Genomic DNA, 18,312 nt, shown 5'->3' on the forward strand with positions numbered 1-18,312 from the left:
CACTTAATTTTTCTGTTTTAACTCCCACAAAGCAACACTGAAACTAATTTTTGCAAAACAAAAAATACCCTATTGATTCATTTTATTGTTCATCGCAAACACACAATGTTTGTAATTTTTTCTTAATAATTAAATATTATACTAAAATTAAAGAAATGCATTCGCTTCCCTAAGGAGATCAACATGCCTAAAAATCCCGGTTTTTTCGATAAGCTGTGGCAAGGGGCAAAAGATGTTAAGGTAGTCTCTAGCCAAAAAACACCCGATGCTAAGAAAAATTTTCTCCAGAACTATTCTGATCATTTGGATCAATTAGAAATAGATGCTAAAAAAATATGGGAAAAAACAAAAAACAAAGGTTCTTTCGAAGAAGCCTTTAACTTCATCAAAGATGAAGCTACTAAACGAATGAACTTCCTTGAGGGATTTCGTGATCGTTATGATTTTGCAGATGAAGTAGTGGGGGCTACTGCCATTCCGGCTCTAGGAATGGTAGCTTCTGTTGCTGCTCTTGGTTACGCTATATGGGAAGGTGCTCAAGCTTTAGCAATTCATGCAGGATTCGCTAAAGACGATGGGAAAGAGCATGGAGAAAATGCTGCCATTGGTTTAATGGTTTCCGCAGCAAGCTTTGTGGGCGCAGTTGCAAGCTTCTTAAAATCCGCAGTTAGCTTAATAACTCGATCTGTTGCTACAGCAATTAATGGTTATGGAGAGTCAAAAGAGACTCGTTTCCATAATGAAGATTCTGTCCTTGGTACTGGTAGCGCTTTCAATGGCCCTAAATAAGTGTCCTCTATAGGTGCTAGCTCTATAAAAGACCGGTTTAAACCGGTCTATCTTCTTACTAAAACAAAAACACAAAAGGAGATCTACAGGCTACAACTCACTGGTGGTATAGATTCATCAATATTTCTATAAAGAGCAATTAAATCCTGTCTATTTTTCTTAGCTTGGGTAAAAAAATTTTCTCGCTTCTTTTCATGTCGATGAGCGAACATTGCTGGCATTTTTTCCATCTTAATGTTAGCGCGTTTAGGAGCTTCTTCCTCATCAATTGAAGTGGAATTCAGGGTGTGGCAACAGCGGGTTAAAGGAACATACTCGCTATTAGATTGTGCCCAGAAAAAACCATTTCTATCCGGTGTCGCAAGATTACCCGCATAATAATGAATGGGAGCTTGCTCTGATCGCAACCATTGAGTTTGAAAGGTTGAGGCACGTTCATAATTATTTTTCTGTGAGCCGCAAAAATAAGTGTGCACTGTTGTGATAAAAGGAGCTATAACAAGCAGATCATATTCAAAGCGCTTTGTTACAGTTTCCATATCCAGGAAAATAGCTTGGCTGGCTTCCGCACAATTAGCAACTACCGTTGGTTTCTCTTCGTAACCATGAGCAAGTATATAAACTTTACTCTCCGGGCTTATTAAGTCTGGAGAGTAGTCATCTTGATGATAAATAACTTTCAACCGCTCTTGTGAGCTTACTCTATGATTTGTTTTCCATAAGGCAGCCCCACTCGGCAGATCCCCTGCTTCATCTCTGGAAAAAGGAATGTAAAGAATAATCATGGCTTATTTTTTTAACACAAAGAGCCCTATTTTAACGATCAACAATTAAGAAAATATTAAACATTTAGAATAAAAAATGACCCAATGGTTTACAATCATTATTATGGAAAAAAAAGAACTATTCGTAAGGAATTTTTTGTAACTGCCGCATAGGGAAAAGGGAGGCTATTTTGAAAGCAATAAGACCCAAAGGATGTCTCTTTATTCTCCTGTTTCTATTTCTGGGCTATGCTTTGTCAGTATCAAGTAGAACAACCCATTTCGCCCCCGAAGCACAACCATTCAATGAGTTCGCTTTTGATCTTTATCGACAACTAGGCACAACCGATCAAAATCTTATTTTATCACCCTATAGCCTATCGTCCCTTCTAGTTATTTTAGCTAATGGTGCTAGTGGCAATACTCAACAACAGCTAAATCAAGCGCTTCATTTTCCTGCAGGAAATACCGATCATGCCGCTGAATTAGCTCAAATTGATACCGCGTTAATGCCCGATGGGGATTGCCAGGGATGGCTCAGTTGCAAATTTAAACACGCTGGTAAATGGTTTGGCTTCAACCAATCATCCACTTTTTTAATTGCTAATTCATTTTGGGCAGAAGAACGTTTGATTTATAAGACGCCCTTCCTGGCCGCTATGGGACAAATAAATCATTTTTACCGAGTTAATTTTAATAAAGCACCTGAGGCTGCCAGACAACGTATTAATAACTGGGTCGAAGAGAAAACAGACCAATATATCAAAGAGCTGATTACTCCAGGCATGATTACCAGAGCGACGCAACTCATTCTGGTCAATGCGATTTATTTTAATGGGGTATGGGAGTCCCCCTTCAAACCGGAAGCCACGGAACAAAAACCCTTCCTGTTATCAGACGGAAACCCTCTACAAACAGCTATGATGGGAAAGCTGGATAACTTTTTCTATAGTGAAAATGATCGTTTACAAATGCTGCAATTACCTTATTTAAAAAGCACCATAAGAATGGCGGTCTTATTGCCAAAACCGACTCACTCAGTAAAGGAAATACAACAAACATTGACTCAAGAAACATTTGCCCAGCTTCTTCAAAGCGCCACTAACCGCAAGGTTCTTGTTAGTCTGCCGAAATTCAAACTGGCATCCACCTTTAAATCCTTAAAACAGCCTTTACAACAGATGGGTGTTATCGATGCTTTCAGTGATAAAGCTGACTTTTCCAACATAACAATGTCTGCGTTGGCAATTTCCGATATGATTCAAAAGGCGGTTATAGAAGTCGATGAAAAAGGTACTGTAGCGGCGGCTGCAACGGCTGTAGTGATGTTCGGTACCGCTGTACAGCAACCGATGCAATTCAATGCAAACCATCCTTTTTTATTTATTCTCTATGATACACAATCAGGAGTAATTCTCTTTATAGGGCAGGTTTTCAATCCGCAAAAGGAATGAGCCATTAGCAAGTTACGTCAGAACCTGGGTCTATTCATTCATAACCAAAAAATACAAACATAGGCATAAAGAAGACTCATACCAATCACAGGAATGACAAGAAAGCCCAAAAAGACATGAATCTGGGTTCTATTCTCTGCAGATGCTTGATAAAATTTTTTTAGCTTCTTAAAAACTGACATCAGTAAGCGCCTTGAATGAAGCCGTTTCTATCAGTATAAACCAAATAAAATTATTAGAAAGCCAGCCGCTATAAGGTTTCGTAGGCCTTGTGTATTTGCCCATCCTGCGACAACATAATAGCCAAAGGCCGGGTTGCCTCAAAATGAGCAAAAATAATCATCATCATGACGGTAATAGGCACCGAAAGAAACATGCCTAAAACACCCCAGACAGCACCCCATAAAGCCAAGGCAAATAAAATGACCAGGGCACTTAAATTTAATGATTTTCCTAAAAAGCGTGGTTCCACAAGATTACCAACAATAAATTGTATTGCGACAAGGCCTGAAGTAATGATTATAAAAGGCAGCCAACTTTGAAATTGAATTAGCGCCAATAACGCAGGAAAAGCTGTCGCCAGGATAGCACCAATATTGGGAATAAAATTTAAGAAAAAAATCAGTAAGGCCCAGAATTCTGCAAAATCCAAACCGACGCATTTCATGATAATCCAACTCGTCGTTGCCGTAAGTAAACTCAACAGGGTTTTTAAACCCAAATAGGTTTGGGTATCCTTTACAATGTGGCTAATGATGTTATTGACCAATTGGCGATGGCCAGCCTGAGGAAAAAGAGCGTCCAGCTTTTGAGTGAAAAAATGTTGTTCTACAAATAAAAATATGACATAGAGAGCAATTAAAACGGCAGAGCCTGTGATAGAGGTAAAAACACCGTAAATGTTGACTAAAATACCTTGCAAACTAAGGCCACGGATAAAACCATCCACATTTGCCAGGGTTTTAATATGAAAACGCTCGTCCACCTTATTAAAAATATTGGTCAAATTCTCCTGATAACGAGAGGAAGCAGCAATCACGTCATTGACATTATTACCAATAATATCAATGAGAATCTTCACCAGAAGTGCTACTACCAATAACGCCAGTACCATACTAAGCCAATTAGGTAACCGGGGACCAACAAAAGGTGTCCGCTGCACAGCGTTATGGATTGTGTTTAACAGATGCCAGATAAAGACTGCAATGACGATAGGAATTAATAAACTGCGACCAGCAATAAGCAAATAGCCGATGATCCATACTAAAATCAAACTGGCTGCAAATGTAACGGTACGAACCCTTGTTCCAGCATTTATAGTCATAACGGTCAACAGTAACTTATTTTCTGCTATTATGAGTTTTTTTTCTTACAAATCATACTGTGTTACATCAATCTTGTGAAATTTTAGCAGGGGTAGGCCCGACATTGAGTGCCAAACTTAGCAAATGTGGTATAACCACAGTGGCTGATCTGCTCTTTCATCTACCTTATCGCTACCAGGATAGAACTCGCATTACAGCCATTCGTGACCTGCGCGCCAATGACTGGGCTGTTATTGTGGGCAGAGTCTGCAAAACAGAGGTGAAATATGGCAAGCGCATGATGCTTTATTGCCATGTGGAAGATAAAAGCGGTATTTTGCAGCTGCGCTTTTTTCACTTTAATAAACAACAAATCAAAGCATTGCAGGAATGTACTCTGATACGCGCCTTTGGGGAAGTTCGCGAATTTGCTAATAAGTTTGAAATGATTCACCCGGAATACCAATTATTAGCGAATGAAGAAGATTGTATAGTGGATGAAACCTTGACTCCGATTTATCCTTCTACACAAGGGTTAACACAAAGCCGCCTGCGACAACTGGTCAAAATAGCCCTGCAAACCTGCCAAGAAACCATCGACGAATTGGAATGGATGACAGCAGAGCAGCTACAACAACAGCAGTTTTACCCTCTCGCACAGGCCCTTACAACATTGCATAATCCACCCCCCGACATTTCCTTACAAACCTTAGAAGAAGGCACACACCCTGCTCTGCAGCGTCTGGTATTTGATGAGTTATTGGGGCAGCGCCTGGCCATGCAATTTGCCAGGCAGCATAGAAGCCAGTTATCAGCACCACTGATTTCCCAAAATCAGGAATTACAGACACGCTTTATTGAGCAGTTACCCTTTGCATTAACAGCGGCACAACAACGCATCAGTGAAGAAATCGCGACAGATTTATCGCAATCAAAACCCATGTTACGCCTGGTTCAAGGTGATGTGGGTTCTGGTAAAACGGTGGTAGCGGCACTGGCTGCTTTACAAGCCATTGCGAATGGCTATCAAGTGGCGTTTATGGCACCAACAGAATTGTTAAGCGAACAACACGCAGCCAATCTACAAACCTGGTTTAGTCCTCTAGGGATAGGCTGCCGTAGGCTCAGCGGTAACATGAAAACCAGTGAACGCAAGGAAACGTTGGCATTGCTGGCAACTAATGACTGCCAAATGCTTATAGGAACCCATGCCCTCTTTCAAGAGAATGTGCTCTTTGCCAAACTTGGCCTAGTGATTATTGACGAGCAACATCGCTTTGGAGTCGAGCAACGTTTATTATTACAACAAAAGGGACAGCAGGCCGCACTTAATCCTCATCAACTGCTAATGACTGCTACCCCTATTCCAAGAACCTTGGCAATGACTCAATTTGCTCATCTTGATTTATCGATTATTGATGAATTACCCCCAGGGCGTACACCGATTAGCACCGCCGTATTAAGCCAGGAAAAACGTGAACCAGTTATCAGTCGCTTACAATCAGCCATTGCTGATGGCCGGCAGGCCTATTGGGTATGCACGCTTATTGAAGAGTCGGAAAAATTACAGTGTATGGCAGCAACTGCCACTGCAGAAAACCTCCAGGCCCAATTACCCAATGTCCGTGTAGGTTTGGTTCATGGTCGAATGAAAAGCATCGAAAAAGAAGCCACTATGGCAGCATTTAAACAAGGAGAAATCGATTTATTAGTGGCAACTACCGTTATTGAAGTGGGGGTAGATGTACCTAAAGCCAGTTTAATGATTATTGAAAATGCAGAACGCCTGGGCCTTTCACAATTGCATCAATTACGCGGCCGAGTCGGTCGTGGTAGTACACAATCTCATTGCCTGCTCCTTTACCAGTCACCCCTTTCACAATTGGGTGCTGAACGTTTACGCATTATGCGGGCAACCTGCGATGGTTTTATCATTGCAGAAAAAGATCTGCAATTACGTGGAGCGGGTGAAGTATTGGGTACTCGGCAAACAGGTTACCATCAATTTAAAGTGGCCAATCTACAGCGCGATCAACATTTTTTCCCGGTCGTGGCAAGCATGGCCAAACAGTTAGTGCTTGAGAATCCTCAGCTGGCACGCGCAATTGCTCAGCGTTGGTTAGGTGATTTTGAACAATTTTTGCAAGGTTAAAACGCCTGGAAAGCTATTTTTCCTCGCAACAATAAATTTTGTAAAAATAGTTAAAATATTCCAAGTCAAGACTGTTTTTTCATTTTTTCTTTAGCTAATATAGTCGAAATGGTTTCGCTGTCACCTCAAGCCATTCCTGTGGATAACTTATTCATTACTTCTACCACCATAACACGCGCCATGCCCCCTTCTCTACCATCGATCTTTGCCAGGAACAGCTTATATTGTTTTTTCTTTAGTTATTTAGCGCTTCCTTTTATCCACATAATCTGTGGATAATCCTGTGTACAGGATGGGAAAAAGCTTGAAAATAAAGCGTATCATTTACCTGCTTCAGAACTTACCAACCTGCTCCCGCTTACTAACAAGGCTTATGAAACACGTCGAGATTAAGGCAAAATTCGCTTTTAATGACGGCCTTCATCAAAACTAACCATATGAATTAAAATGAAATTTTAACGAATAGATCGGATTTTGCGTAAGTCCTGAAATACTTGAGCTTGACCCTTAGCAGGGAAAGGTTAAAATACTGGTCATTTTATTATCAGGTCACCCCATGTCGTTACAACGTAAAGCAGTCGCCTTGATTTCTGGTGGTTTAGATTCCATGTTAGCCGTTAAAGTTGTTCAAGAACAAGGCATTCATGTTGAGGGAATCAATTTTTATACGGGTTTTTGCCATTCCGGACATACGTCAGCCATCCGTAATCGGAAAAATAGTGCAAAACCCCTTCGCAATGATGCTCTGTGGGTTGCAGAGCAACTCGGCATTAAATTACACATCATTGATATCGTTGAGCCTTACAAAGATGTTCTATTGAATCCCAAACACGGTTATGGCAAAAATATTAATCCTTGCCTCGATTGCAAAATTTTCATGGTGCAACAAGCACACGAATGGATGGTAGAGAATCATTTTGACTTCATTATTACTGGTGAAGTCGTCGGCCAACGTCCAAAATCGCAACGAAAAGCCACCATGCCTCTTATTGCAGACGAATCAGGGGCAGACGATCGTTTATTGCGCCCTTTATGTGCGAAGTTATTGCCGCCAACCTTGCCAGAACGTGAGGGTTGGATTAATCGTGAAAAACTGTATGATTTTCAAGGCCGTAATCGAAAACCACAGTTAGGGTTGGCTGCAGCAATGGCCATTGAAGAATTCGCCCAGCCTGCTGGCGGTTGTTGTGTATTAACTGATGAAAATTACACCCGACGCTTACGAGATATGTGGGAACACCGTGACAGTCGTAATTACGATATGGAAGATATTATTCTTTTAAAAGCAGGCAGGCATATCCGTCCCCAACCTCATTATAAAATGATCATTGCCCGCGACGAAGCCGAAAGTAATTTCTTAACCGGCTATCGCAAAGAATTCATTCATATGCAAGTACGCACACATCGTGGTCCGATGATTTTGATTGAGGGGCAACCTACAGCGGATGACTTGTTTACTTGTGCTCGCATTGCTGGCCGCTTTTGCTCCGGACGTGATGAGCCGCAGATTGAAGTAGATTTACACCATCTGGATGGCCAAACTCAGATATTACAGGCTAAACCGATGCGCGCGGAAGAAATTCCCCAAGAATGGTATTTGTGAGATTGTTATGCCCCATTTCGAATTAGACGCTCGTCGCTTGTTATGCCCTATGCCCGTCATAAAAGCACAAAACATGGCGAAAAAACTGAACCATGGTGATACATTAACAATCATTGCAACCGATCCCGGCGCCCAACACGATCTGCCAAGCTGGTGTCGTATTAATGGCCACAAACTTATCGACTGCATACACAAGGATGATGAAATCCATATTACTTTACAACTAGTGAAGGATAGCGAATGATACAACAGGATCGTTACTGGCAGGCGAAAAAAGTCACGCTTATTGGCGCACTTACTAACGCTGTATTGGGTGTTATTAAACTAATTGGTGGTTTTCTCTATCACTCACATGCCCTGGCCGCTGATGGTGTGCATTCTTTTGCTGATCTCATCACCGATTTTATGGTGATCTTTGCTTCCAAATATGGCAGTCAAGATGCCGACGATTCCCACCCCTATGGCCATCAGCGGATTGAAACGGCAGCTACCCTTATTCTGGCCTTACTGCTTATCTTGGCAGGGATCGGTATTGCCTGGGATTCTTTGGATGAAATCATTCATGGTAATCATGATAAACCAGGTTGGATTGCACTTCCCATTGCCTTGTTATCTATTGTCGCCAATGAAATTTTATTTCATTATACTCGGCATGTAGGAACCTCTATTCAATCAGCTCTGGTCCTTGCTAATGCTTGGCATCACCGTTCTGATGCTGCCTCTTCCATCGTGGTTGCCCTGGGTTTAATAGGTTCTCTGGCTGGCTTTATCTATCTTGACGCCATCGCGGCAATTATTGTTGGATGCATGATCGTTAAAATGGGCTGGAGTTATGGTTGGAACAGTGTCAAGGAATTAGTCGATACTGCCGTTGATCCCAAACTGCTAACTCAAATAGAGCAAATTATTCAAGCTGTTGATGGTGTAGAAAAAATTCATCAGTTACGCAGTCGTTTCATGGGTGGGGATATCTTGATTGACGTTCATATTTTGGTCACTCCACATATTTCAGTATCGGAAGGTCATTATATTGCTCAACACGTCCATCGAACCCTGATTAAACAATTTATGCGGGTCAAAGATGTTATCGTTCATGTTGATCCTGAAGATGATGAAATCACTTGTCCTTCCTTTAATCTGCCAAGCCGTAAAGTACTACAAAAAAAACTCTTGCGGGCCTGGCAGCTAGAGTATCCTGAATTGCAAGATTGGACGATCCATTATCTCGATGGCAAAATGACCATCGACTTGATCTGTAAGAATAATAGTACTCGATTAGAATCACTCAAAGGACGTATTAGTTCTGATCTGCAAGCTTATCAAGAAATCAAACAAATACGTGTATTAAGTCAACAGGGAGTTATCACTCATGAAAAAGCCTAATATTGTCTTCCTTGATACTAACCCCCTGATTAATGATGGCTTAGGTTTAGATAATTTATATGAACTCGGTGAAGTGAATCTTTATGATCAAACTACAGCAGAACAAGTACTCGAACGTGCTAGAGATGCGGACATTATTATTACTAATAAGATTAAATTAAATGATTCCCACTTTTCACAATTACCTAAGCTTCGTTATATTGGTGAAACAGCGACTGGAGTAGACAATATTGATATCGCAGCCGCAACAAAACGAGGTATTGTCGTCACTAATATTCCTGATTACAGCACCAATAGTGTTGCCCAACATGTGATTGCCTTACTATTAACGCATACCAATCAGGTTGAAGCCCACAATCACTCCATCCAACAGGGAGATTGGCAAAAACAACCTTTTTTTGCCTATTGGCTTAATCCAATTACGGAATTGGCGGGCATGACTTTAGGTTTGCTGGGTTACGGTAAAGTGGCACAAAAAGTAGCTGCTATCGCGCAGGTCCTGGGAATGAAGGTCATTGCTCATAAACCAAAACCTTTTAGCGACAATCTGGTAACCTCGGTTTCCTTTACCACACTCCTGGAACAAAGCGATGTCTTAAGCCTACACTGCCCTCTAACAGAAGCGACCCAACACATTATCAATCGCAATACCCTTCCGCTAATGAAGAAAAACAGTATCCTGATTAACACAGGACGTGGAGGATTAATCGACGAAGCGGCCTTAGCTGAATCCTTAAAACAAAAAGGTATTGCAGCAGCCTACCTTGATGTCCTGAGTCAGGAACCGCCTGCAACGGATAATCCTTTACTCGGTATAAAAAACTGTATTATCACGCCTCATATTGCCTGGGCCAGTGTGGCTGCAAGAAAACGCTTGCTAAATATAGTTTGTGAAAATATTATTCACTTCCTTGATCAAAAACCTATTAACGTCGTTCAGCTTTCATAGAGGATAAAACATTATGGCTGTGGCCACTTTAAAAATAATCTTTGCTTTAGCTATTTTTATAGTCATCTTACTTGCAGGCTGGTACCCCTTTAAAAAGCGAAAACAAGGTAAAGATGAAGAACATCACGTTGATTTTCCAATTGGTGAAACTCTGGCAACAGGCGTTTTCCTTGGCGCAGGCCTCTTACATATGCTCCCTGAATCAAGCAGTTTGTTTCATGAGATGGGTTATCATTATCCCTTTGCTTACATTATCACGGGTGCAGTGTTCCTGATTTTTTTATGGTTTGAGCATTTAGGCAAAGAATTGTATCACCATCATGATGCAAGCCATCCGGCCTTCGCTATCATGGCTTGGGGCATGCTTTCCGTTCACTCTATCATGCTTGGTGCAGCCTTGGGGTTGAATGAAAGCAATTCCATGATCATCATGCTGTTTCTGGCAATCATCACTCATAAATGGGCTGAGAGTTTTGCAATCGCGGTTCAATTGACTAAAAGCTCATTAAGCAGAGCACAAAGTCTCGCATTTTTCATCAGCTTTAGTCTTATGACTCCTCTCGGTATTTTCTTTGGCTGGTATTTTGGCCATGGGGTAGAAACAAACTCCCTGTTTGATCCAATCCTCATTGCTGCCTCAGCTGGAACCTTTCTCTACCTCGGTACCCTGCATGGCCTGGAGCGTTGCGTCATGGTTGAGCGCTGCTGTAATCTGCGTGATTTCAGCTTTGTCATTATTGGCTTTTTATTGATGGCTTCGGTTGCTATTTATGTCTGATTTTATCAATCAGCAACCGATTATATTAGCATCTGCCTCGCAAAGTCGGATACAACTACTAAGAGCACTAGGCTTGCAATTTGAGGTCATTCCCGCCAACTGTGATGAAGAGAGCCTCAAAAGAGCCTTTACAGGCTCCAAGCTTGAGTTGGCCGCTCTGCTTGCCCGTAGTAAAGCAATGGAAATTAGCCAGCGTTATCCGGACTATTTTGTTATTGGTGCCGATCAACTCTGCTTAATCGGTGAACAATGTCTTGATAAACCAATAAATCATCCTACGGCAATCACGCACCTTCGTTTACTGAGTGGGAAGGCTCATCGACAAATTTCTGCCTGTTGTCTTGTTAAGGCAGGTGAGATTGTTTGGCAAGGTTATGAAACCGCAACCCTGACTATGCGGGAACTCAACAATCAAACTATCGAATCCTATTTAAGATTAGAACAACCCTATCAAAGTTGTGGTGCCTATCATTACGAAGGAAGAGGAAAATGGCTCTTTAAGAATGTGCAAGGTAGTGACAGCACTATTCGAGGCTTACCCTTGCAATCGCTTATGCAAGCGATGATAACTAATCACATTGTCCTCTTTTAACCAGTTTTTCAGCTTGCAATTACAAAATTATTATTAGCGGGTATATACTTCTTTAATACAGGGATTTTTGGAGCATACTCATGGCGGCAAAAGAAGCCCGAACTAAGACATCTCGGAAACCTCACAAACGCGCACTTGGCCTAATCAACAAACCAGAAAAAACAACTACCGCAAAACAAACTTATGAACGTATTGCCTGTGTATTTCAAGGAGGGGGTGCCCTAGGGGCTTATCAGGTAGGCGCCTTTCGAGCCATCCATGAACGCGGGTATACCCCTAATTTTCTGGCTGGTGTATCCATTGGCGCCATTAATAGTGCCATCATTGCCGGTAATCCACGTGAAAAACAAATCGAAAAACTGATGGAATTTTGGGATCTGGTCACCCCGAAACTGTGGAGCGATCAGTTCATCGATTTTGATACCTTTGAGATAACCCACCATTTACATAATCGTTTTGGAGCTTTGCGTTCTTTGTTTTTTGGTCTGGATGGTTTTTTTAAACCACGGCTTATTCCACCCTCAGCGTTTACCCAGGATACGCCTGACCAATTGAGCTTTTATGATACAGGCGAACTCCGCCATACCTTGGAAAATCTGATTGATTTTAATCGTATCAACGACAAAAAAGTAACCTTATGTCTTGGTGCAGTGAATATTACTTCCGGTGAAATGGAGTTTTTCAATAATCAAATGATCACCATCACTCCTGAGCACGTTATGGCGAGTGGTGCCTTACCCCCTGGCTTTCCGGCCATTAAAATCGGCGAAGATTACTTTTGGGATGGAGGTATTTATGCTAATACCCCCTTAGTGACTGTACTGGATGCCCTACCCGAACAAGATACGCTGTGCTTTGTTGTAGACTGTTTCTCTTTAAAGGGACCCTTGCCACAAAACATGGATCAACTTGAAGAGCGGCAAAAAGATATTCGCTATGCCAGCCATTCACGCCGTCTCACTAATGTTTATACCAGTCGCCAAAATTTACAGGCAGCTATCCAGTTTCTCAGTGACAAATTAACCCCTGAAGCAAAAAAAGATCCCGAAGTACAAAAGATACTGGCACTTGGCCATGAGAAACGATTCAGTGTCGTGCACATTATTTACAATGGTACCCCTTATGCCCATTCCTTTAAAGATTATAATTTTATACGTTCGGCTGTTAACTTCCGTATTGAAACAGGGTACAAAAATGCGCTTGCTGTACTTGATAATCCCGAGTGGGAGAAAAAATCACAAAAAACACTAGCCTGTTCTATTTATGGTGTACCCTCTGATTATTTTGACCAGCATTAGTTTAAATGCCTCATCCTGAACAGGGCGGGGCAATGGTTTTAGCCCCGAGCCCCGTTCCCCAGTTTTGCGATCACTTTATCACCCATCTCTGCCGTGGATAGTAATATGCCCCCTGGCGTCATCATATCAGCGGTACGGTATCCTTCATCCAGTACTTCTGTGATTGCCATGCGAATCATTTCAGCTTCTTTTTTTAGCTGGAAGGAATAGTGAAACATCATGGCAACACTCAGCATCGTTCCTAGAGGATTAGCGATACTTCGCCCTGCGATATCGGGTGCACTGCCGTGAATAGGTTCATAAAGAGAGTGTTTATTCCCCAATGAAGCTGATGGCAACATCCCGAGAGACCCCGTTAACATGGATGCTTCGTCCGATAAAATATCGCCAAACAAATTAGCAGTTAATAGGACATCAAATTGATTAGGATTACGGATCAATTGCATGGCAGCATTATCAACATACATATGCGACAAAAGAACATCCGGGTATTCCTGGTCACGAATCGACTGAACCGTTGTACGCCACAAAGCAGAAGTTTCCAAAACATTTGCTTTATCCACCGAACAAACTTTTTTATCGCGCTGCCTTGCCAAATCAAAGGCGACTCTGGCAATGCGGGCAATTTCTGTCGTGGAATAACACATCGTGTTGAAAGCAACCTGCTCTTCTCCCTTTCTAGTAATACCGCGCGGTTGTCCGAAATAAACATCGCCAGTTAATTCGCGCACGATCATTAAATCCAAATCGGTTATTAACCCAGGCTTTAGCGGCGAAGCATCTGCCAATGCGGTGAAACAAGTTGCCGGACGCAGATTGGCAAACAAGCCTAATTCCTGGCGAATTTTCAGTAAGCCTTTTTCAGGCCTGCTCGCTTCCTCTACAGCATCCCATTGTGGCCCACCTACAGCCCCTAACAAGACGGAATCGACCTGCTTTGCCAAAGCAATTGTATTTTCTTGCAGAGGGATGCCGCTTCGCTCAATGGCCGCCCCACCAATTAAATCATGCATTAACTCAAAGCGATGTCCCGTATGTTGATTAAACCAAGCGAAAATTTTGCTTGCCTCGGCTGTTACTTCAGGTCCAATTCCATCACCAGGTAAAATCAAAATCGTTTTAGTCATTTCTCTCTCCAGCGTATAACCAGGGCTGTCCTCTTCTCTGGTTTTGTTCGAAAGCGGTAATTTGTTGCTCGTAGACCAAGGTTCGAGCAATGTCATCGAGACCTTGTAAAATTTGATCGCGTCGATAGGCGTCGATAGAAAATAAGATTTGTAGCGAACCAACTTGTATCCATTGGCTTTCCAAATCAACAGTCATCAATTCATCCTTTTTATTTGCCAAAGAATGAATCGCTTCCGACGATAATTGAATTGGCAATAAGCCATTTTTAAAACAATTATCATAAAAAATATCAGCAAAACTGGGTGCGATAATCACTTGAATCCCAAAATCCAGCAGCGACCACACAGCATGTTCACGACTTGAACCGCAGCCAAAATTTTTTTCTGTCAATAAAATACCAGCATTTCGATACGCAGGTTTATTCAAAACAAAATCTGCCTTTAATTGATTCGCTTCATCGTACCGTAATTCTGCAAAGAGACATTTACCCAATCCGGTTCTTTTTATCGTTTTAAGATATTGCTTAGGGATGATCATATCGGTATCAATATTAGCAATTGGCAAATGAACCGCAATACTAGTAATTTTTTTAAAAGCCCGCATGTTTACCTCTCATTATTCAGTGTTCGGACATCCGTTAAATAGCCTGTAATGGCTGCAGCTGCAGCCATTGCCGGACTCATCAAATGACTGCGCCCTCCGCGCCCCTGCCGTCCTTCAAAATTGCGATTTGACGTCGAAGCACAGCGCTCGCCCGGATTTAATTTATCTGCATTCATCGCCAGACACATTGAACAACCCGGTTCTCGCCAGTCAAAACCACTGGCAATAAAAATTTTATCCAACCCTTCCGCTTCTGCTTGAGCCTTGACCAACCCAGAACCGGGGACCACCATTGCCGAAATACGGGAGGCTATTTGACGTCCTTCCAGGATTTTGGCCGCTTCACGTAAATCTTCAATGCGGGCATTCGTACAAGAACCAATGAATACTTTATCGATGGGAATATCTTGCAATCGCATACCTGGTTGCAAACCCATATAGTGCAAAGACCGTAACATGCTCTGTTGACGAACCGGATCGTTTTCAGCCGCCGGATCAGGTACTAAAGCATCAATGGGCAAGGCATTTTCAGGACTTGTTCCCCAGGTAACATAGGGAGCAAGTTCATCGGCCTGTATCTTCATTTGCTTATCATAATGAGCACCTGGATCGGAGTAGAGGGATTTCCAATAGCTGACCGCTTTATCCCACAGTTCTCCCTTCGGTGCATAGGGTTTTCCTTGCAAATACGCAAAAGTGACTTCATCGGGTGCTATTAAACCCGCCCGTGCACCTGCCTCAATAGACATATTACATAGTGTCATTCTGGCTTCCATGGATAGTGATTTAATGACGTTTCCTGTGTACTCAATCACATATCCTGTCGCACCTGCTGTACCAATTTTAGCAATGATCGTTAAAATGAGATCTTTTGCAGTAACCCCAGCGGGCAAATTACCCTCTATGGCAATACAAAAATTCTTTGCCTTTTTCAGTCGAAGTGTTTGGGTAGCAAAAACATGCTCTACTTCACTGGTACCAATACCAAACGCCAAGGCACCAAAAGCACCATGGGTTGCCGTATGGCTATCACCACAAACAAGGGTTGTACCTGGCAAAGTAAATCCCTGTTCTGGCCCAACAATATGAACAATTCCCTGCCTTTTATCCAAAAGTTCAATGTAAGGAATACGGTGTTTGAAACAATTCGCCTGCAAGGTAGCTACTTGTATTCGTGACTCTGGATCGGCAATACCTAAACGTCGATTACTTGTAGGTACATTATGATCACTGACCGCTAAAATACTATCCGGACGACGAATTTTCCTGCCAGCCAGCTCTATCCCCTCAAAAGCTTGTGGACTTGTTACCTCATGAATTAAATGCTTATCGATATAAACAAGCGAGGTACCATCTGTCATATCACAGACCTTATGCTGCGCCAGAATCTTGTCGTACAATGTTTTCATACTCATGCCCCCTCACTAATTGGCTATATGCTGCCGCGATCGTTTTACTAATATTTCCTATGGCAAAGCGGTGATTACCGATTTGCCCCACAGGCGCTACTTCAACAGCACTACCTGTAATAAAGATTTCATCCGCCTGCGCAATTTCATGCGGATAAATATGGCGTTCAATAACGGGAATATGATGTTTTCGAGCCAGTTTTATGATGGTTTGACGAGTAATACCATTCAAAAAACAATCAGCGATCGGCGTGTAAATAACCCCATCTTTCACCATGAAAAAATTAGCCCCAGTGCATTCAGCAACATAGCCACGATAATCCAACATCAATGCATCATGAAAACCTGCGCGCTCAGCCTTGTTTTTACTCAAAGAACCAATCATATATAATCCAGCAGCCTTTGCTTTGACTGGTGCCATCGAGGGTGATGGCCTTACCCAATCCGCCCACATCAGCTTTAACCCTTTGTTAAATAAATCGTCGGCTGCAAAATAAGAACGCCACTCCCAGGCAGCAATAGCCACTTGCACTGAACAAGTTTGTGAAGCAACACTTAAAGTTTCAGTTCCACACCAGGCAACTGGCCTTATGTAAGCATTCTTTAATTGATTTCTTTTGAGTAATTCACGGGTAACCGTATTCAATTCGCTGACCGAATAAGGAATTTTGAATCCTAAAATATTAGCTGACTCATGCAGACGCTTATTATGTTCAGTTAATTTAAACACGTTGCCTTCATAAGCCCGCTCCCCTTCGAAGACAGAACTTGCATAGTGAAGACCATGCGTTAAAACATGGGTTTTAGCCTCATCCCAAGGCACAAACTCTCCGTTCAACCAAATAACTTGCAGTTTAGCTTCATTTAAAGCGATGATCTGGGATTCTTTGTCACTAACTAAAGCAATAATATCTTCATCACAGATCTGTTTCTTGGCATCACCCAAACGCTTAAAGCAGTTAAATACACGAGAAAAATGAGTCTCGTCTAATTCAATACCCAAAGCCTTTAATTTATCCCGTAAGGCTGCACGACCTGAGTGTTTGCCTAATACCAGTTCTGATTCGCCAAAACCAACTGATTCAGGGCTGATAATTTCATAGGTTTCACGGGCTTTCAACATCCCATCCTGATGGATTCCAGACTCATGAGCGAAAGCATTGGCTCCGACAATTGCTTTATTTTTTTGTATTGGAAAACCCGTTGCAGCAGAAACCAATTTCGATACTGCAGCAATATGCTTGGGATCAACCTGAGTCATGTAATTGAATTGATCACGACGAGTTTTGATAGCCATCACAATCTCTTCCAAGGCCGCATTACCAGCACGTTCACCGATACCATTTACAGTACATTCTATTTGCCTGGCACCTGCTGAAATTGCTGCCAATGAATTAGCAACTGCCAAACCAAGATCGTTATGACAATGAACCGAAATAATCGCTTTATCGCTAGTCGGAACCTTTTCCCTTATTGTTCGGATCAGTGCCGCATATTCACTTGGAATGGTATATCCTACTGTATCAGGAATATTAATCGTGGTGGCTCCAGCACTAATTGCCGTCTCCACAGCGCGCGCTAGAAAATCAATCTCACTGCGGGTAGCATCCATCGCAGACCACTCAACGTTGGCACACAGCCTTCTGGCATAATAGACAGACTCATAAATTGCTTGCAGCACCTCTTCTTGTGTCATCTTTAACTGATGCTGCATGTGAATCGCACTGGTCGAAATAAAGGTATGAATTCTAGGGTTAAAGGCCGTCCTCAGAGCTGCATGTGCAGCCTCTATATCCGTTTTTTTTGCACGAGCCAAACTGCAAACAGACGCATTTTTAACCTGTTTACAAATGGTTTCAATGCAATTGAAATCCCCTGGCGAAGCGATAGCAAACCCCGCTTCGATGACATCAACTCCCATATTATCCAATGATTCAGCAATAGTGATTTTTTCAGCTAAAGTCATGGTCGCACCAGGTGCTTGTTCACCATCTCGCAAGCTTGTATCAAAAATTATAATTTTCTCAGTCTTTTTCTGTTCCATTATTTATACCTCTTAAGATAAAAAAAAGGCGCCTCTATGGGCGCCCTCGGTATTAGGCCAAT

The 18,312-nt window shown here is 42.2% G+C and carries 17 protein-coding genes; 10 read left to right on the forward strand and 7 right to left on the reverse strand.

Annotation, left to right across the window (positions count from 1 at the left end):
* The first annotated feature begins 183 nt into the window (after nt 1-183).
* Entirely contained in the window at nt 184-789 is a 606-nt protein-coding gene (locus tag ACN4Z1_RS13505; protein ID WP_228362936.1) for a hypothetical protein, read from the forward strand.
* An 83-nt stretch (nt 790-872) separates the two neighbouring features.
* Here ACN4Z1_RS13505 and ACN4Z1_RS13510 read toward each other — a convergent pair whose 3' ends face one another.
* Nucleotides 873-1,574, reverse strand: coding sequence for a hypothetical protein (locus tag ACN4Z1_RS13510; RefSeq protein ID WP_228362937.1), 702 nt, complete (start codon nt 1,572-1,574; stop codon nt 873-875).
* A 170-nt stretch (nt 1,575-1,744) separates the two neighbouring features.
* On the opposite strand from ACN4Z1_RS13510, the gene ACN4Z1_RS13515 reads away from it, so the two are divergent.
* Complete coding sequence (locus ACN4Z1_RS13515; protein WP_228362938.1) at nt 1,745-3,007, forward strand: serpin family protein; 1,263 nt, start codon at nt 1,745-1,747, stop codon at nt 3,005-3,007.
* Between the two features lie 38 nt (nt 3,008-3,045).
* On the opposite strand, the gene ACN4Z1_RS13520 is transcribed toward ACN4Z1_RS13515, so the two are convergent.
* Both ACN4Z1_RS13520 and ACN4Z1_RS13525 read right to left on the reverse strand, forming a co-directional pair.
* Nucleotides 3,046-3,189: a hypothetical protein gene (locus ACN4Z1_RS13520; RefSeq protein WP_165482115.1), complete on the reverse strand. Its 144-nt coding sequence runs from the start codon at nt 3,187-3,189 to the stop codon at nt 3,046-3,048.
* Between the two features lie 68 nt (nt 3,190-3,257).
* Nucleotides 3,258-4,331, reverse strand: coding sequence for an AI-2E family transporter (locus ACN4Z1_RS13525; protein WP_058446677.1), 1,074 nt, complete (start codon nt 4,329-4,331; stop codon nt 3,258-3,260).
* A gap of 59 nt (nt 4,332-4,390) precedes the next feature.
* Here ACN4Z1_RS13525 and recG point away from each other — a divergent pair, with 59 nt between their 5' ends.
* From recG to ACN4Z1_RS13565, 8 genes are all read left to right on the forward strand, one after another.
* Nucleotides 4,391-6,463 carry an ATP-dependent DNA helicase RecG gene (gene recG / locus ACN4Z1_RS13530; RefSeq protein ID WP_228362939.1) on the forward strand — a complete coding sequence of 691 codons (2,073 nt, stop codon included), beginning with the start codon at nt 4,391-4,393 and terminating at the stop codon, nt 6,461-6,463.
* 556 nt (nt 6,464-7,019) lie between these two features.
* Nucleotides 7,020-8,066, forward strand: a complete 1,047-nt coding sequence (locus ACN4Z1_RS13535) for a tRNA (5-methylaminomethyl-2-thiouridylate)-methyltransferase (protein WP_228362940.1) — start codon at nt 7,020-7,022, stop codon at nt 8,064-8,066.
* Between the two features lie 7 nt (nt 8,067-8,073).
* Nucleotides 8,074-8,310 carry a sulfurtransferase TusA family protein gene (locus ACN4Z1_RS13540; RefSeq protein ID WP_228362941.1) on the forward strand — a complete coding sequence of 79 codons (237 nt, stop codon included), beginning with the start codon at nt 8,074-8,076 and terminating at the stop codon, nt 8,308-8,310.
* On the forward strand, nt 8,307-9,449 hold the full coding sequence (locus ACN4Z1_RS13545) for a cation diffusion facilitator family transporter (RefSeq protein WP_228362942.1): 1,143 nt from the start codon (nt 8,307-8,309) through the stop codon (nt 9,447-9,449). The genes ACN4Z1_RS13540 and ACN4Z1_RS13545 overlap by 4 nt, the downstream gene beginning before the upstream one ends.
* On the forward strand, nt 9,436-10,398 hold the full coding sequence (locus ACN4Z1_RS13550) for a D-2-hydroxyacid dehydrogenase (protein WP_228362943.1): 963 nt from the start codon (nt 9,436-9,438) through the stop codon (nt 10,396-10,398). Before ACN4Z1_RS13545 ends, ACN4Z1_RS13550 begins: the two co-directional genes overlap by 14 nt.
* 13 nt (nt 10,399-10,411) lie before the next feature.
* Entirely contained in the window at nt 10,412-11,176 is a 765-nt protein-coding gene (locus ACN4Z1_RS13555) for a ZIP family metal transporter (protein ID WP_255673117.1), read from the forward strand.
* Entirely contained in the window at nt 11,169-11,768 is a 600-nt protein-coding gene (locus tag ACN4Z1_RS13560; protein ID WP_228362944.1) for a Maf family protein, read from the forward strand. The genes ACN4Z1_RS13555 and ACN4Z1_RS13560 overlap by 8 nt, the downstream gene beginning before the upstream one ends.
* A gap of 80 nt (nt 11,769-11,848) precedes the next feature.
* Nucleotides 11,849-13,066, forward strand: a complete 1,218-nt coding sequence (locus tag ACN4Z1_RS13565) for a patatin-like phospholipase family protein (protein WP_228362945.1) — start codon at nt 11,849-11,851, stop codon at nt 13,064-13,066.
* Nucleotides 13,067-13,104: 38 nt separating this feature from the next.
* On the opposite strand, the gene leuB is transcribed toward ACN4Z1_RS13565, so the two are convergent.
* The 4 genes from leuB to ACN4Z1_RS13585 are packed head-to-tail and all read right to left on the reverse strand — an operon-like array spanning nt 13,105 to nt 18,250.
* Nucleotides 13,105-14,193, reverse strand: coding sequence for a 3-isopropylmalate dehydrogenase (gene leuB / locus ACN4Z1_RS13570; RefSeq protein ID WP_228362946.1), 1,089 nt, complete (start codon nt 14,191-14,193; stop codon nt 13,105-13,107).
* Nucleotides 14,186-14,797, reverse strand: a complete 612-nt coding sequence (gene leuD, locus ACN4Z1_RS13575; protein WP_228362947.1) for a 3-isopropylmalate dehydratase small subunit — start codon at nt 14,795-14,797, stop codon at nt 14,186-14,188. The genes leuB and leuD overlap by 8 nt, the downstream gene beginning before the upstream one ends.
* 2 nt (nt 14,798-14,799) lie before the next feature.
* Nucleotides 14,800-16,206, reverse strand: a complete 1,407-nt coding sequence (gene leuC, locus ACN4Z1_RS13580; protein WP_228362948.1) for a 3-isopropylmalate dehydratase large subunit — start codon at nt 16,204-16,206, stop codon at nt 14,800-14,802.
* Complete coding sequence (locus tag ACN4Z1_RS13585; RefSeq protein WP_419386117.1) at nt 16,169-18,250, reverse strand: 2-isopropylmalate synthase; 2,082 nt, start codon at nt 18,248-18,250, stop codon at nt 16,169-16,171. The genes leuC and ACN4Z1_RS13585 overlap by 38 nt, the downstream gene beginning before the upstream one ends.
* Nucleotides 18,251-18,312: the final 62 nt, after the last annotated feature.

Origin of the sequence: Legionella sp. ST3F1 (assembly GCF_048553315.1) — a bacterium.
Classification (GTDB): domain Bacteria; phylum Pseudomonadota; class Gammaproteobacteria; order Legionellales; family Legionellaceae; genus Tatlockia; species Tatlockia donaldsonii.